The organism is Bacillus sp. PAMC26543 (assembly GCF_014250375.1).
GTDB lineage: Bacteria > Bacillota > Bacilli > Bacillales > Bacillaceae > Bacillus > Bacillus halotolerans.
The window spans coordinates 1,239,947-1,255,415 of sequence record NZ_CP060193.1 but is presented as its reverse complement, the minus strand read 5'-3'; the positions used below and the strand labels follow the sequence as shown (position 1 = coordinate 1,255,415).

Genomic DNA, 15,469 nt, shown 5'->3' with positions numbered 1-15,469 from the left:
GAATCCACCTTAGAGGTGAAGCTTGCTTTCTTGTTTTTCTTATGACTTGGTTGACTGTCTTAACTCTATACGATGCGGCAATTCGACAATATGCTCTTCCACCGGCTCTTTATTCATGAGCTTTGTCAGCAGTCTCATGGCAACCGCGCCAATATCATACGTCGGCTGAACTACTGTTGAAAGCTGCGGCCGAACCATCAAGCTTAATCTCGTATTATCAAAGCCGATAATGTCGAGATCCTCAGGAATGGACAGGCCTTGATCCTGAGCGGCATGAATAATGCCGAGCGCCATTTCATCAGTTGCGGAAAGAATCGCTGTCGGTTTTTTGTCCAGGCTCATGAGATGCTGAAGCGCCTCAAGTCCGGAATCATACGTGTAATCACCTTCAGCGACAAATTGTTCATTAAACGGAAGATTCGCCTCTTCAAGCGCCCGTTTGTAGCCTTGCAGTTTCTTTGAGCGGTTGATCGGTTCTGTCATCGGGCCGGAAACAAACGCGATATCAGTGTGCCCCTTATCAACCAAAAGCTTCACCGCGTCATAAATCGCCTGCTCGTAATCAATTGCGACTGATGGTGTTTCACCCTGCTCTTCAACAGAAGCGGCAAGCACGATCGGCACTGGCGAACGCTTAAATTCCGCTACATGCTCGTCCGTAATGTTTCCGCCCATAAATACGATGCCATCGACCTGTTTGCCGAGCATTGTGTTTAATAAGTGCAGCTCTTTCTCCAAGTTTTGGTCAGAGTTGCTCAAAATGATGTTATATTTATACATTGTCGCGATATCTTCAATTCCGCGCGCAAGCTCTGAATAGAAAATGCTTGAGATATCAGGAATGATGACACCTACAGTTGTTGTTTTTTTGCTTGCAAGCCCTCTTGCCACCGCGTTTGGACGGTAGCCGAGACGGTCAATGGCTTCCAAGACTTTTTTTCTCGTTGTCGGTTTTACATTCGGGTTTCCATTCACGACACGGGAAACGGTTGCCATGCTTACATTAGCTTCTCTCGCTACGTCGTAGATCGTAATATTGCTCATCCTAAAACCACTCCTTTTACTGGATACACTTATCCTTATCTATAGCATAAACACTTTATGTAGAGAAATGTCATAATGTCCGAATTTATGTCGTTTATGATTTGTAAGCGTAAGTCAGTAGTCTACATTATTTTTCATTATTCATCAAATTTAAATACTTCTCATGAAATTATACACGTTTTTATAGATGATGAAAACGTATACTTGAGTTTTATAATTAAATAAACGAGAAAGCGCAAAAAAAGGCCGCATATGCGGCCTTTTGTATTGATCTCATTCCATTAGGCGTTGACTTTCACCATTGGTTTCAGTTCATTCAGCCATTTTTCGAATTCAGGGATCGCCATTTGCTGAGCAGAGTCAGAAAGTGCGACTGATGGATCAGGATGAACCTCTGCCATTACGCCGTCAGCACCGATCGCCAAAGCGGCTTTAGCTGTCGGAAGAAGGAGGTCGCGGCGGCCTGTTGAATGCGTCACATCAACAAAGACCGGCAAATGCGTTTCCTGTTTCAGAATTGGCACAGCTGAGATATCGAGCGTGTTTCTCGTTGCTGTTTCGTATGTTCTGATACCGCGCTCACAAAGGATAATTTGATCATTGCCTTGTGCCATAATGTATTCAGCTGCATTGATGAATTCCGAGATCGTTGCAGCAAGTCCGCGTTTCAGAAGGACAGGCTTTTTCACGGAACCTGCAGCTTTCAGCAATTCAAAGTTCTGCATATTACGCGCACCGATCTGAATTACATCAATGTAGTCAAGCGCTTCTTCAATATGAGCCGGAGTTACGATTTCGCTGATAACAGCCAGATCAAATTCATCCGCTACACGTTTTAAGATTTGGAGTCCTTCTACACCGAGGCCTTGGAAATCGTATGGGCTCGTACGAGGCTTAAAGGCTCCTCCGCGAAGAATTTTAATCCCTTGTTTTTTAGCAGCCGCAGCCACTTCCGCCACCTGCTCATAGCTCTCAACCGCACATGGTCCGACGATAAATCTTTGCTGGCCGTCTCCGACTTTTTCACCTTTGATATCAACGATTGTATCTTCAGGTTTTTTCTTACGGGAAACAAGCAGCGCTTTGCTGTGATCTTCCTCCTGAAGCTCTAAACCTGCTTTAAAGATTTCTTTAAAAATGTGCTGGATAGTAGAATTTTCGAATGGTCCGTCATTGTTTTCAATGATTTTATTTAACATTGTGCGTTCTCTGACAGGATCAAAGCGATTGACACCTTGCGCTTCTTTCGCTTTACCGATCTCTTTCACAACATTTCCGCGCTGATTGATTAATTTTAAAATTTGCAAGTTTAATTCGTCTGCCTGCTGCCTTAGAAGCTCTAATTCTGTGTTGCTCATTTTTTTCATCCTTTCCCTGCACATTCATTTTTTATTTTGTAGTTAACATGCATCTTACTATAAGTAAAACCAAATGGAAATACTGAAATACAAAATTTTTAAAAAAGTCTACTTTATTACCCAAACGCTTTTAAGTGATAAAGTAATGTATGATGCTATCGTACATGATGTGAAGAAAATGATCAATAGTTTTTTTCAAAAAAAAAGCGCCAGATCATATCTGGACGCTTTTTTCTAGGACAGATGCTGCTCAATCGCCGCTTCTGTAATTTGTGAATGTGAGGTATGCCACTTTACTTCACCGTTTTGGATCACGAAAACTTGAGGGCTTTCGTGCTTGACTCCGTATGTTTCTGCGATGAAATTTGACAGGGGCCGTGCCTCTTGTACTTGCAGATAGTAAGCCGGCACTTCTTCATGCTGATTTGCAAAGGCATTAAATTCTTGAAATGCGGCTTGGCTGATCGGGCATGTTAAGCTGTGCTTAAAAAACAAGAAAGTGCCTTCCTTTTCTGCAATACGCTTAAACTCTTCCTCAGATTGAATTAGCTGTTTTGCCATTAGTCAAGTCTGCTCCTTCCGGGCTCAGCGGTTGATGTGCTCGGCCTGTTTTTGTGCATCTTTCAGCTCGTCTTTTACGTCTTCTTTCGTTTGGAGGACTTGATCTTTTGCTTCGTCAGCCGCCTGCATTGCTTCATTTTTCATATCTTGCGTAGCAGATGATGACTCGGTATTTGCAGATTTTGAACGGTCTCTTAAATCTTTGACCTTGTTCATGATCTGTCCTGACTGATCGGCGACAAGCTGTGTGATGTTAGATGTTTTGTCTTTTGCAATGCTGACATATTGTGTGCCTTTTTCTTTTGCATCTGCCGTCATTTTATCTGTTTTATCCCGCAGAGCAACAGCTTGATTTCCGAGATCGTCGCGTAGTTCTTTCCCAGATTTAGGTGCTAGGAAAAGCGCAGTGGTGGCTCCGATGATTCCTCCGATTAAAGTACCGATTAAAAAATCTTTACTATTAATTCCATCTTTGCTCATCATTATTCCTCCTCAAAGTGTTTTTCTCTCTTAAAGAGCTGATTTCTTTCGCTTCCACTTCTCCCAAATTTCCATTGCTGCTTGGCTCCAGGTGACAACCTGATTGATTTTATCTTGGTTTTCTCTCACTGATGCCGATACAGACCCTGCCGCCTGCTTCATTGATGTATTGAACTGCTGCACAGAGGTTCCCACCCCTTGAACAGCATGAACGACCGTGTTCAGCTTTTCTGATTTTTCCTGAATATCTTCAGCCAAGCGGTTGGTCTTATGTAAAAGCTCGGCAGTTTCAGTGGTAATGCCTTTCATTTGTCCCTCCAGCCCTTCGAGCGTGGATGCAACATGTTTTAATGTCAGCTGCAGTGACTTTAGTGTTTTAGACAAATAGATCACTAAGACGAGAAATGCTACTGCGATTAGTGCAACGCTTAAATAAAGAATGATAATCATCTTAAACCTCCTTGCTGCAGGATATACTGCTGTTTACCCGATTTGTAAAATCATAAACATATCTGTTGGGCTGTATACATATTATTCTCCATTACATTTGAAAAATCCTTTAAGAGGATTTCTCTTCAGATAAATAAAAAGCAGTGAAATCACTGCTTTTTATTATGCCATGACGTTTTCGTAGGCTCTCATATATTTTTGGATATCTCCTGCTCCCATAAAGATGAGAACGGCTTTATCATGAGCTTTTAAAACAGATGTATCATCTTCTGCAATCAGCTTGGCATTATTAATTTTTCCCTGCAGGTCGCCGATCGTCAGCTTTCCTGCGTTTTCCCGGGCTGACCCGAAGATGTCGCATAAATACACACAGTCTGCCCCGCTCAGGCTTTCAGCAAATTCATCAAGGAATTGCTGTGTCCGCGTAAATGTATGAGGCTGGAATACCGCAACGATTTCACGATCAGGATATTTCTGTCTTGCCGCCTCAATCGTCACTTTTATTTCTGTCGGATGATGAGCGTAATCATCAATTAACACTTGGTTTCCGAGCTGTTTCTCATTGAATCTGCGTTTGACGCCGCCAAATGATTTGAGGCCATGTTTAATAACGCTGGCGTCAATTTCTTCATAATGGCACAACGCGATGACCGCCAATGAGTTCAATACATTATGATGGCCATACGCAGGAATATAAAATGTGTCATAGAATGTATTGCGGACAAAGACATCGAAAGTTGTCCCTTCTGTGCTTTTTACGATGTTTCTCGCTTGAAAATCATTTTCTTCTCCTGTGCCGTAATAAACGACAGGCACGTTCGCATGGATTTTCGGCAGATACTCATCATCACCGCAGGCAATAATGCCTTTGTTAACTTGAAGAGCCATTTCCTGAAAAGCGTCAAACACATCGTCAATATTTGAGAAGTAATCAGGGTGATCAAAATCAATATTCGTCATAATCGCGTAGTCAGGCTGATAGCTTAAGAAATGGCGGCGGTATTCGCACGCTTCAAATACGAAGTATTCGCTGTTTTCATTTCCTTGGCCTGTTCCGTCCCCGATTAAGAAAGACGTCGGTTTTGCGTTTTGGATAACGTGAGCCAGCAGCCCCGTAGTCGACGTTTTACCGTGCGCACCAGTAACCGCGACACTGGTGAATTTTTTCATGTAGTCACCTAAAAACTTATGATAACGAATCACCGGAATTCCGTCAGACATCGCTTTTTCAATCTCAGGGTGCGTGTCTGGGAATGCGTTTCCAGCGATAACTGTCATGCCGGGTTTGATGTTATCCGCGCTAAAAGGAAGAACAGTGATGTTTCTTTTTTCAAGCGCCGTTTGTGTAAAAATGAATTTTTCGATATCCGATCCTTGGACAGTATATCCATTATCATGAAGTATTTGGGCAAGCGGACTCATACCCGTCCCTTTTATTCCAACAAAATGATAAACAGTCATAATTGTACCTCCAACAAACGTCTATCTGTTCCCCAGTATATGACGTTCATTTCAATTTGCGACCGCGGCGGCTGAAAAGCCGCCTGACGGCGTATCCTTATATTTTTTGTTATGTTCAGTATCCGGTTATTTCTTTCCGATTAAACCTGAATATCACGATTTCTATGCCCATTTGCTGTAAAGCGGCATAGCTGTTAAATGCTCTATCCATTATCATACCATGTTTGCTGTGAAAATGAACCTATATTATTCGTTTATTAAATCACTTGCAGTGATCAGCACCTCTCGAGGCTTGCTTCCTTTCGCCTCAGAGATCATACCTTCCGCTTCCATCATATCAATCAGCCTTGCAGCCCGATTATATCCGATTCTGAATCTTCTTTGCAGGCTTGACGTGCTTGCACTGTTTTGCTCAACAACAAATTCGCACGCCTCATAAAACAGCTCATCCTCTTCCTTTAAGGCAGAGCCTTGTCTGACCAATTCTTCCTGTTCGAATAAATAAGCTGGCGGCAGCTGGTTTCTGACATGGGAAACAACACGGTCAATTTCTCGGTCCGATACAAAGTTGCCTTGGAGACGGACCGGTTTTCCAGAACCGTTCTCCAAAAAGAGCATGTCTCCTTTGCCGAGAAGTTTTTCCGCACCTGCCATGTCAATGATTGTTCGGGAATCAACCTGGCTGGAGACAGAAAACGCAATTCTCGTCGGGATATTCGCTTTAATCAGACCGGTAATGACATCGACTGACGGACGCTGAGTCGCGACAAGCAAATGGATTCCGCAGGCTCTTGCTTTTTGAGCAATCCGGGCAATGCTTTCTTCTACATCATTTGGAGCTACCATCATCAAATCCGCAAGCTCGTCAATGACCACAACTAAATACGGCAATTTTTCGCCCGTTTGATGATCAGAGGTTAATTGATTAAAACGGTCAATATCGCGAACACCGGAATGGGCAAACAGTTCATAGCGGCGCTCCATTTCCTCAACGACCCATTTTAAAGCAGCAGTGGCCGCTTTGGCGTCGGTAATGACAGGGCTGACGAGATGAGGAATTTTGTTGTAAGGCGCAAGCTCTACCATTTTCGGATCAATCAGCAGCACCTTCACTTCACTCGGATCAGCTTTATAAAGCAGACTCACTAAAATCGTATTGATGCACACGCTTTTTCCCGATCCTGTAGCTCCGGCAATAAGACCGTGCGGCATTTTCTTCAGATCAATGACAACAGGATTCCCCGAAATATCCAATCCAAGTGCTGCCGTAAGCGGTGACGTGCTCGTCCTGAAAGCAGAGCTGCGAATCATTTGGCGCAAATCAACCACCTTGCTCGTGCGGTTCGGCACTTCAATTCCGATCGTGTTTTTCCCCGGAATCGGCGCTTCTATTCGAATATCTCTGGCGGACAGGCTGAGTTTAATGTCATCAGACAGGTTGGTGATTTTATTCACCTTTACACCCGGTTCAGGGTGTACTTCAAATCTTGTGACTGACGGCCCTTGCGTTACATGAACCACATTGGCCCGAACGTTAAAGTTTTTCAAAGTTAAATCAAGCAGCTGACGCTGGTTTTCTATCCACGCAGTATCGTCCTGAACTTGTGCTGGCGGCACATCAAGCAGTGAGACATTTGGGAACACATAGCTTCCGCGGCGCTCCCCTGCTTTTTGCTGTTTATGCGTATCGCTTTTCAGCATCATAACATTAAAAGGAACAGACGGTCCCTTCTGAAGTGCTGGACTTCGTTCAGGATTGTTACTCGACTTCTCGGTTCTGTTCTGCTGTTCTGCTGGGGCCGTGCGTCTTTCACCCGCAGGACCTTCTTCCTCCCGGTTTTCATCCGCCGCAGAATAGGATGGAGTATCCTCTTCTGTGCTACGTTCGGGTTCTGGATAGTCATTTCTCTGGGCCGCGGATGCTTCAGGCTGGCTGATTTCCTCTATCACTTGAGCTGAGGCAGCTTCCAGAATGATTTCTTCGTGAGCAGCTGTATGGCTGTCTGACAGTTCCTCTGCTTCTTGCCCGGCATCTGCCACAGTCTCTTCCTCGTATCGTTCATTATGCAAGAAAGGCTTTTCATGCTCATGGAATTCCATTTCTTCTGCTGGGGCTGAGGTGTCAGCAGTTTCTGGAACAGCTTTTTCACGAACGTTTCCTTCGTTGGCTGACGGCTCTTCTGCCTCAGTTTCAGCACCTGTCACAGCCTCTTCCCCATATCGCTCATCGGGTAAGAAATGCTCTTCCTTTTCAGGCTCTTGGTTTTCCGTTTGTTCTGCTTGAGTTGAGACGGTGTCAGCAGTTTCCGGAACAGCTTCTTCGCGGGCATATCCTTCGTTACCTGACAGCTTTTCTGCTTCCATTCCGGCACCTGTCACAGTCTCTTCCCAAGATTTTTCTTCGCGCAAGAAAGATTCTTCCTGCTGCTTCATTTGTTCTGTTTCTTCTGACCGCATCTCAGCAGCTTTTGGAGCCATTTCGTCTCCAGCGTTTACTTTTTTGTCTGACAGCTCCTCTGCTGAGTGCTTTGCCATTGTTTCATTCGTACTTTTTAGGACGCCAGAAGGCTGTTCTTCGAATCGGTCATATGAAAAGAGAGGCTCCTTCTTCTGTTGCTGCGGCGGCCGGTCCGGCATTGGATAGCTGCGTTCGCGTTCGATTTCTTCTGAAAGCAGCGTTACCTTCTCTTCTACAGGTTCCGGCTTTTTTTGCACACCTTTTTTTTCCGCAGATTGTTTCGGCACGTCCTTTTTCACAGATGGTTTTTGATTAAATCCATATACAGGCGAAGGTATATTTGTCGGTTTAAAAGGTTTCTTGGCCGGCTCTGATTTTTCATATGTATAATGCTCTTTTTCATTATTTGTGCGGTCTCTGTGCTGAGCAGCGCTCGAACGAGGCTCGGCTTGCGGTTCCTCCGATGGCGGGCGGCGCCTTCTCAAATCATTTTTTTGGTATCCGTCAGGCACAACCGGAAAACGGAACTTGCCTTTAGGATATTCGTAATATATTTTAGGATCTTCCAATCGTTTTAATTGTCCTTCGGAGTGATGCGTTTCTTGCTGTTTCGGAATTTGAGCAGGTTTTGTCTCCCGTTCAGCGTCCTCTTCACTCTCTCCTAAAAATAAATCAAAAAATTTATGAAGCCAACTCATAATTCATCTCTAACTCCCTTATAGTTTTCTGGGACGATTTTTAGTATACCACTGCTTGTCGGCCCAGAAAAGATTAAGCTTTCAGCAAAACAAAGCCGCTAAACAAGGGCTTAGCGGCTTTTTTTACATGATTCGATTTTTTCGGCGTATTTATGGGAGTCTAAAACTGAAATGCGTCTCCAGCCTCATGGTCTCCTTCTAATACAAGGATTCCTTTTTCAGCCGGAGCGTCAGGCAATGCAAGCTCTTTTGCGGAGCAGATCATTCCGCTCGACGGTACGCCCCGAAGCTCAGCATCCTTAATGACGAGTCCGCTCGGCATCACAGCGCCGACTTTGGCAACGACAACTTTTTGACCTTGATCAACATTAGGCGCGCCGCAAACGATCTGAAGCGTTTCATCTCCTACGTTGACTTTACATACGCTTAATTTATCCGCATTTGGATGTTTTTCTTTTGATTCAACATATCCGACAACAAACTTTGGCGATAAATCAACGACTAATGTTTCTTCAATGCCGTTTCTGTTTAGCATTTCATTCACATCTTGAACGAATGTTTCTGAAAGGGCAACAGGGCCGTTTTCATTAATGGTTAAGTATGAAGACGCGTTAAAGATGTTAAAACCCGTCGTTTCATTTGTTTCGCTATTGAAAATTTTGACGACGTCGCCGTGTTTTTCATAGCCTACTTGCTCGCGCGTTACGTCTTTTAGAGAGATCAGAAGTGTATCTCCCACACCTTCTTTATTATAAAAAGCGTTCATAAGTAAAAAATCCTTTCTAATCCTTTTTCGGACGGCTTTTTGCCAAGATAAACACCGGCTCCAGCTTTCCTTCATTATACAGGAAAGAAAGCGCCGTAATCGGAACGGTGCCGCCTGCAAAGAAGCTCATCGACATTTGTCCTAAAATATCATACCCTGATTCATTCCGAATGTCAGCAAGTATCAGAACGTCCTGATGCGGAACAGAGATCGCGAGCTCACCTTTAGCATTTTGTTTATACTCATTTAAAATCGCTTCGTTCAGAATCCGGCTGGCGTCGTAACCGTCGTTTGCTCTGAAGAAGTAAAAGAGATTGCCGGCAACAGTATCCTCTTTGACAACCGTCGGCAGAGAGCGGAGGTTAAACGCAGCCGTTTCTCTGATCCGCTCCCTTGTCCAGTTTTCTTTCTCCAGCATGCGCTGATCAATTAAACGATAGGTTTTGCCCAGATCAAGCGCGTAGTAAATTCTTGTTTCTGCGGTATGATCGTCATAAATAAGCGGAATCTCTTCGCTGGACTTGTCCGGAAAAGAGGTTGAGCGGATGACCGGATAAATGCGGCTTTCCTTCCCAGTTATTTCCTGCGACTTCCCTTCCATAGCTGTCATGGCTTCTGATACATAGTAAACGATCTCGTCAATGGCTTCGTCTTTTTTCAGTTCCCATTTTGCAATAATCGGCGGCAGGTCGAGCGTAATTCCTTTTTTAGTTGTTTCATCCTCAACACGGAGGGTGTCTTTTTCTCTGTCAAATAAAAAGGAGCGATTCTCGTGCTGAAGGCGCTGTTTCAATATGTCTGACAGCTTCCTTGAGGTCATTTTCAAACCGGATATCCTCCTTTACGCTTTTGCGAGAGAGTCAGTTAAAAACTGTTCAATTTCTTCTTTTGTTTTGCGGTCTTTGCTCACAAAACGATTCACTTCTTTTCCTTCATTAAACACAACAAAGCTTGGAATGCCGTAAATCTCCCACTCCGCGCATGTATCAATAAATTTGTCGCGGTCTACATAGTAGTAAGTGAATTCAGGAAAGTCTGCTTCCAATTCCGGAAGAAAAGGCTCTACAAAACGGCAGTCCGGGCACCAGTCGGCAGAAAACATAAATACTGCCCAATCATCCTTTACCGCTTTTTCCAATTCTTGCGTTGTCTCGATTTTTTTCATCGGATATCCCTCCAGTTGTTTATGTTCTTACATGTTAGTTTATCGATACTCGTCCATTTGGATCATACCAAACTGCTTGCGGCAAAACCACTTATATGCAACGAATGAATATGTAAGATAAGCTTTCCCATTATCATTATCATATTTTATTTGCATTATCAAGCACGTTTCGTTTAACATCTTTTACATGAGGGTAAAATTGACAAATGGTCATACATAAGGAGGGATCCAGTTTGGAGTTTATCGTCTATTTAGCCGGAGAAATCCACAGCAATTGGCGGGAGGAAATAAAGGAGAAAACGAAGTCACTGAAGCTGCCGATTACGTTTGTCGGCCCGATGGAGCATCACGACCGTTCAGACAATATCGGAGAAGAAATCATGGGCGCTCAGCCAAACGCAGTCTATAAGGACGACAAGGCTTCTGATATCAATAACTTCAGAACTGCCGTCTTGATGAATAAAGCCGACTTTGTAATCGCCTTGTTTGGCGAAAAGTATAAACAATGGAACACAGCAATGGATGCTTCCTATGCCATCGCAAAAGGCAAACCCCTGATCATCATTCGTCCTGAATCGCTCCACCACCCATTAAAAGAGCTTTCAAACAAAGCGAATATGACTGTTGAAACGGTGAACCAAGCCATTAAAGCACTTTCCTATGTATTTGAAACAAAATAAGAAAAAAGCTTGTCGACATGGCTTACAGCCTTGCTCAACAAGCTTTTTCTCCAGGTTTTACATATTTTCTTTAATTGCTTCAACTGTCTGCTTGTCACAGGCAGTTACGAGCTTTATCAGCATTTCTTTAGCCGCAGCGTAATCATCAATATGGATAATAGACGCATTTGTATGAATGTAGCGGGAGCAGATCCCGATAACTGCTGACGGAACGCCGCTGTTTGAAATATGCACTCTGCCTGCATCTGTTCCGCCGCCCGAAACAAAGTATTGATATGGAATCTGATGCGTTTCAGCCATATCCAGAACAAATTCTCTCATTCCGCGGTGCATGACTGTTGTTCTGTCAAGAATGCGGAGCAAAAAGCCCTTTCCAAGCTGCCCAAACTGCTGTTTATCGCCGCTCATGTCGTTTGCCGGACTGGCGTCAAGCGCGAAGAACAAATCCGGTTTGATCATATAAGACGCTGTCTGTGCGCCTCTTAAGCCGACTTCTTCCTGAACGGTTGCGCCAGCGTAAAGCGTATTCGGCAGTTCTTTACCTTGCAATTCCTTCAGCAATTCAATGCTCAATCCGCAGCCGTAACGGTTATCCCACGCTTTTGATAATATTTTCTTTTCATTCGCCATAATGGTAAACGGGCATACAGGGACAATTTGCTGGCCCGGTTTAATGCCGATTTTGATAGCGTCTTCCTTATCATCCGCTCCGATATCAATCATCATGTTTTTGATATCCATCGGACGGTTTCGCTGAGCATCTGTTAACAGATGCGGCGGTATGCTTGAAATAACTCCCGGAACCGGGCCGTTATCTGTTTGAATTTCCACTCTTTGTGCCAGCAGCACCTGACTCCACCAGCCGCCGAGCGTTTGGAACCTCAGTAATCCGTTATCTGTAATGGATGTCACCATAAATCCGACTTCATCCATATGTCCAGCCACCATGATTTTCGGCGCGTCCTCTCCGCCTTTTCTGACTCCGAAAACACTTCCCAGTCTGTCCTGAACGATATCATCGGCATATTTGGCAAGCTCCTGCTTCATAAACGCACGGACCTGATGCTCATTGCCCGGCGCTCCGGGAAGCTGCGTCAGTGTTTGGAAAAGCGCTTTCGTTTCTTGATTCATGTTTTCCCCTCATTTCTATGTAGTTCTTTTATTTTATTAGAAAAAATTCTGTTTTCCAAGCACTCTGATTGAATCTGCTCAATGAGCCGCGTATCGCTTAACAGGATTTGGCGGTTTCTGTATAATGGAAGTATGATCAATCAGGAGGTGCTTTATTTTGAAATTGCGTCATCTTCTTTTAGGAGCAGGACTTGGAATTTGTACGGCTGTTGTTGTGAAGCAATATGTGATGAAGCCTTATATTTCTTCAGAAAGAGCGCTTCGTATCGTAAAATCCGCTTTTAAACAGCGGGGGCCGATTGATGGATCATGGATCTACACCCAGCCGGAGCCCTACAATGTGAATGGAGAAACCGTGCAGGTGTACAAGACCGGTGTTACACGGTCAGCTTTCGGAGAACTAGAGCAATATGAAGTGATGGTGGATGCGAAAACGGGGAGAATTGTAGATGTCATCGATACAATCGCGTCTTAACACCGGACAAGCGTAAAATAGGAGCCGCTGCCCATGCAGCGGCTCTTTTTTATATTATATCGCGCGAATTGGTTTGTATACCGGATACCACATCGCGTCCTGCACAGCCTGAATGATATCCTCAGGCTCTTCAGTGGCCACGCCTTCCTTAATGGCGGTTTTAGCGACTTCAACTGCAACCGTTGCCGATACAGTCCGTAAATCCTCCACCTTCGGAAGCATCGGCGCGCCAGGCATGCCGACATTGACCATACTTGCGATCGCGCGGGCACATGCTTCAAACATGCCATCGGTGATTAATTTTGATTTGGTGACAATCGTTCCAAGCCCAAGCCCTGGGAAGACTAGTGCGTTGTTGGCCTGTCCGATATGATATGTCACGCCGTTATATTCCACTGGCGGGAACGGGCTTCCTGTCGTGATCAGCGCACGGCCTTCTGTCCATTGGATTAAATCCTCCGGTTTTGCTTCAGAAAGAGTTGTTGGATTCGACATCGGCAAAATTGCCGGACGTTTTACGTGTGACGCCATTTCTTTTACAATTTCTTCAGTAAAGGCACCGGAAACCGTAGATGTTCCGATCAGGATCGTCGGTTTCGCCTGCCGGACCACTTCAAGGAGATCAATGCCCCCTCCTTCTCCGTTACGCTGATAATCCTTCACTTCATCAGCCGAACGGGCATAAGGCTTTTGGAAATCGAGAAGCTGATCCATATCATCTGTTAACAGCCCGTTTCGGTCTATGCACCAGAATCGCTGGTATGATTCTTCCTCACTCAGCCCCTCGCGCACCAATGCTTCCCGCAGCTGTTCAGCAATTCCGATTCCGGCTGTCCCCGCTCCGAATATGACGACTCTGTGATCCCTCAGCGGCACTTTAGACGCTTTTGCACAGGATAAAACTGCCGCAAGAGATACAGCGCCTGTACCTTGGATATCATCATTAAACGTACATACTTTATCTTTATAGCGTTTCAAGATGCTGCGCGCATTTTTCGCTCCGAAGTCCTCCCAGTGGAGCAATGCATTCGGGAAAGTCTCTCTCGCAAGTGAGACATATTCATCAATAAATTGGTCATAGCGTTCACCGCGCACTCTGGAATGCTGGTTGCCGACATAAAGCGGGTCGTTCAAGAGGCTCTCTTGATTTGTGCCCGCATCCAAAACGACAGCCAGCACTCTGCTCGGATCAATTCCCGCAGCGGCCGTGTATACCGCAAGCTTGCCAATTGATATCGCGATACCGCCGACTCCCCAGTCTCCGATTCCTAAAATCCCTTCAGCATCGGTTGCGACAATTAAATCGATGGCATCACTTTTGTCTTTAAACTGTTTAAAGGCCTCTCTCATGCCTTCCGGGTCATCGATGGACAGATAGAGCCCTCTCGGCTTCCTGTATTCATGGCTGTATCTCTGAATGGCCGTACCTACTGTCGGCGTGTATACAATCGGGAGCATTTCCCCTAAGTGGTCATTTAACAAACGGTAAAACAGCGTTTCATTTCGATCGTGCAGCGCTGTCAAATAAACGTTTTTACTTAAATCATCAGGCTGTGAGGAAAACTGTTCGTACGCTCTTTTTGCCTGTTCATCAATGGTCAATACCTTCGGCGGCAAAAAGCCATTCAATCCGAGCGCTTTTCTTTCCTCTGTTGTAAAAGCTACTCCTTTGTTCAAAAAAGGAACAGAGAGTACTTCAAGGCCTCTTAATGTTGTCTGAATTTCTCCTTCGTTCGTTACTTCAAATTGTTTCACCCTGCCTCTTCCTTTCTGAGCATAATTAGTACTAGGTTTGCTTTATTAGCCGGAAATCATGCAGGGTAAACATGAAAATATGCTATTGTTTCTTTCGTTTGAGTGATTCTGTCATTCTTTCGTCCCCGTCCCATTTTAGTGCGCGATATACGGCATCATGATAAAAAATAAACCATGCGTCTTTTTCCGCTGCATACGCCTGCCACTTTTGCTTTTGCGGTATAGAGGTCATCGGATAATCATCATAAGCCAGCACCCATAATGGATTGCGGTGGGCGTGTGTCGGCATCAAATCCGCCATATGTACCGCGGTTTCACCCGCATCCTCACATACAAGAACACAGTGGCCGTCACTGTGGCCCCCGGTATGATGCAGTGTAACCCCCTCTGTTATCGTGCAAGTGTCTTCAAAGGTCTTCACTTGGCCGGCAACCGCCTCCCAGTTTTCTTTCCAGTAGGTATTTTTCGATCTGATATTCGGATGGCGCATTTCATTCCATTCAACAGATGAAGTATAAATAACGGCATTTGGAAAAACTGGCACCAGTTTATCTCCTTCGTATTCCGTCAATCCGCACGCATGGTCAAAATGAAGGTGTGTCATGGCGATCACGTGGATATCTTCAACTGTTAACCCAAGCGCTGCTAATGATGTTTTCACATTGGATTCTTGGGTCACACCGTAGTTTCTTTTTTGTTTTTCAGTCAGCTTGCCGGACCCGATACCGGCATCAACAATCACGTTTTGCCCGTCCTTTTGAATAAGAATTGGATCTGTCCTTAGTTCAATCTGGTTTTTTTCATTGACTGGGTATTTTTTTGACCATAACGGCTTTGGAACAACGCCGAACATGGCTCCTCCGTCCATGTGAGTCACCCCTCCGTCAAGCCAAGTTAACGTCGTGTTTCCAATTTTCATCGTTTCCATTTTCATCCCCCCTGTCATCATCGTAGCAAACAGCGCATAAAAAAAACAGACTCCTGTGT

The 15,469-nt window shown here is 44.7% G+C and carries 16 protein-coding genes; 2 read left to right on the top strand and 14 right to left on the bottom strand.

Annotated features, from left to right (window positions below):
- Positions 1-39: 39 nt before the first annotated feature.
- From ccpA to H7F27_RS06215, 11 genes are all read right to left on the bottom strand, one after another.
- On the bottom strand, positions 40-1,044 hold the full coding sequence (gene ccpA / locus H7F27_RS06265; protein ID WP_024122513.1) for a catabolite control protein A: 1,005 nt from the start codon (positions 1,042-1,044) through the stop codon (positions 40-42).
- Between the two features lie 281 nt (positions 1,045-1,325).
- Positions 1,326-2,402 (bottom strand): bifunctional 3-deoxy-7-phosphoheptulonate synthase/chorismate mutase, encoded by a 1,077-nt coding sequence (locus H7F27_RS06260; protein ID WP_024122514.1) that lies wholly within the window; start codon positions 2,400-2,402, stop codon positions 1,326-1,328.
- 234 nt (positions 2,403-2,636) lie between these two features.
- Positions 2,637-2,963 (bottom strand): bacillithiol system redox-active protein YtxJ, encoded by a 327-nt coding sequence (ytxJ, locus tag H7F27_RS06255; protein ID WP_024122516.1) that lies wholly within the window; start codon positions 2,961-2,963, stop codon positions 2,637-2,639.
- 24 nt (positions 2,964-2,987) lie between these two features.
- The gene (locus tag H7F27_RS06250; protein WP_024122517.1) at positions 2,988-3,443 is read right to left on the bottom strand and encodes a YtxH domain-containing protein; all 456 of its coding nucleotides are present in this window, start codon (positions 3,441-3,443) and stop codon (positions 2,988-2,990) included.
- A 30-nt stretch (positions 3,444-3,473) separates the two neighbouring features.
- A complete protein-coding gene (locus H7F27_RS06245; protein WP_024122518.1) occupies positions 3,474-3,893 on the bottom strand; it encodes a DUF948 domain-containing protein in 420 nt (139 codons plus the stop codon).
- A gap of 162 nt (positions 3,894-4,055) precedes the next feature.
- Entirely contained in the window at positions 4,056-5,354 is a 1,299-nt protein-coding gene (gene murC / locus H7F27_RS06240) for a UDP-N-acetylmuramate--L-alanine ligase (protein ID WP_024122519.1), read from the bottom strand.
- A 246-nt stretch (positions 5,355-5,600) separates the two neighbouring features.
- Positions 5,601-8,510 (bottom strand): DNA translocase FtsK, encoded by a 2,910-nt coding sequence (locus H7F27_RS06235; RefSeq protein WP_101860113.1) that lies wholly within the window; start codon positions 8,508-8,510, stop codon positions 5,601-5,603.
- 160 nt (positions 8,511-8,670) lie between these two features.
- Positions 8,671-9,276, bottom strand: coding sequence for a YtpR family tRNA-binding protein (ytpR, locus tag H7F27_RS06230; protein WP_095714531.1), 606 nt, complete (start codon positions 9,274-9,276; stop codon positions 8,671-8,673).
- 16 nt (positions 9,277-9,292) lie between these two features.
- Entirely contained in the window at positions 9,293-10,102 is an 810-nt protein-coding gene (locus H7F27_RS06225; protein ID WP_024122522.1) for a DUF1444 domain-containing protein, read from the bottom strand.
- 15 nt (positions 10,103-10,117) lie between these two features.
- A complete protein-coding gene (locus tag H7F27_RS06220) occupies positions 10,118-10,441 on the bottom strand; it encodes a thioredoxin family protein (RefSeq protein ID WP_010331513.1) in 324 nt (107 codons plus the stop codon).
- 39 nt (positions 10,442-10,480) lie between these two features.
- Positions 10,481-10,597, bottom strand: a complete 117-nt coding sequence (locus H7F27_RS06215; RefSeq protein WP_125825412.1) for a hypothetical protein — start codon at positions 10,595-10,597, stop codon at positions 10,481-10,483.
- A gap of 77 nt (positions 10,598-10,674) precedes the next feature.
- On the opposite strand from H7F27_RS06215, the gene H7F27_RS06210 reads away from it, so the two are divergent.
- Positions 10,675-11,121 carry a YtoQ family protein gene (locus tag H7F27_RS06210; protein ID WP_024122523.1) on the top strand — a complete coding sequence of 149 codons (447 nt, stop codon included), beginning with the start codon at positions 10,675-10,677 and terminating at the stop codon, positions 11,119-11,121.
- Positions 11,122-11,178: 57 nt separating this feature from the next.
- On the opposite strand, the gene H7F27_RS06205 is transcribed toward H7F27_RS06210, so the two are convergent.
- On the bottom strand, positions 11,179-12,252 hold the full coding sequence (locus H7F27_RS06205) for a M42 family metallopeptidase (RefSeq protein ID WP_101860112.1): 1,074 nt from the start codon (positions 12,250-12,252) through the stop codon (positions 11,179-11,181).
- Between the two features lie 157 nt (positions 12,253-12,409).
- Here H7F27_RS06205 and H7F27_RS06200 point away from each other — a divergent pair, with 157 nt between their 5' ends.
- Positions 12,410-12,727, top strand: a complete 318-nt coding sequence (locus tag H7F27_RS06200; RefSeq protein ID WP_010331516.1) for a PepSY domain-containing protein — start codon at positions 12,410-12,412, stop codon at positions 12,725-12,727.
- A gap of 54 nt (positions 12,728-12,781) precedes the next feature.
- On the opposite strand, the gene H7F27_RS06195 is transcribed toward H7F27_RS06200, so the two are convergent.
- On the bottom strand, positions 12,782-14,482 hold the full coding sequence (locus tag H7F27_RS06195; RefSeq protein WP_101860111.1) for an NAD-dependent malic enzyme: 1,701 nt from the start codon (positions 14,480-14,482) through the stop codon (positions 12,782-12,784).
- Positions 14,483-14,564: 82 nt separating this feature from the next.
- Positions 14,565-15,410, bottom strand: coding sequence for a YtnP family quorum-quenching lactonase (locus H7F27_RS06190; protein WP_185848717.1), 846 nt, complete (start codon positions 15,408-15,410; stop codon positions 14,565-14,567).
- Positions 15,411-15,469 lie beyond the last annotated feature (59 nt).

Excerpts from the sequence above, each read along its gene's own strand:
- ccpA (WP_024122513.1), bottom strand. The coding sequence starts at position 1,044 with ATGAGCAATATTACGATCTACGACGTAGCGAGAGAAGCTAATGTAAGC.
- H7F27_RS06260 (WP_024122514.1), bottom strand. The coding sequence starts at position 2,402 with ATGAGCAACACAGAATTAGAGCTTCTAAGGCAGCAGGCAGACGAATTA.
- ytxJ (WP_024122516.1), bottom strand. The coding sequence starts at position 2,963 with ATGGCAAAACAGCTAATTCAATCTGAGGAAGAGTTTAAGCGTATTGCA.
- H7F27_RS06250 (WP_024122517.1), bottom strand. The coding sequence starts at position 3,443 with ATGAGCAAAGATGGAATTAATAGTAAAGATTTTTTAATCGGTACTTTA.
- H7F27_RS06245 (WP_024122518.1), bottom strand. The coding sequence starts at position 3,893 with ATGATTATCATTCTTTATTTAAGCGTTGCACTAATCGCAGTAGCATTT.
- murC (WP_024122519.1), bottom strand. The coding sequence starts at position 5,354 with ATGACTGTTTATCATTTTGTTGGAATAAAAGGGACGGGTATGAGTCCG.
- H7F27_RS06235 (WP_101860113.1), bottom strand. The coding sequence starts at position 8,510 with ATGAGTTGGCTTCATAAATTTTTTGATTTATTTTTAGGAGAGAGTGAA.
- ytpR (WP_095714531.1), bottom strand. The coding sequence starts at position 9,276 with ATGAACGCTTTTTATAATAAAGAAGGTGTGGGAGATACACTTCTGATC.
- H7F27_RS06220 (WP_010331513.1), bottom strand. The coding sequence starts at position 10,441 with ATGAAAAAAATCGAGACAACGCAAGAATTGGAAAAAGCGGTAAAGGAT.
- H7F27_RS06215 (WP_125825412.1), bottom strand. The coding sequence starts at position 10,597 with ATGCAAATAAAATATGATAATGATAATGGGAAAGCTTATCTTACATAT.
- H7F27_RS06205 (WP_101860112.1), bottom strand. The coding sequence starts at position 12,252 with ATGAATCAAGAAACGAAAGCGCTTTTCCAAACACTGACGCAGCTTCCC.
- H7F27_RS06190 (WP_185848717.1), bottom strand. The coding sequence starts at position 15,410 with ATGGAAACGATGAAAATTGGAAACACGACGTTAACTTGGCTTGACGGA.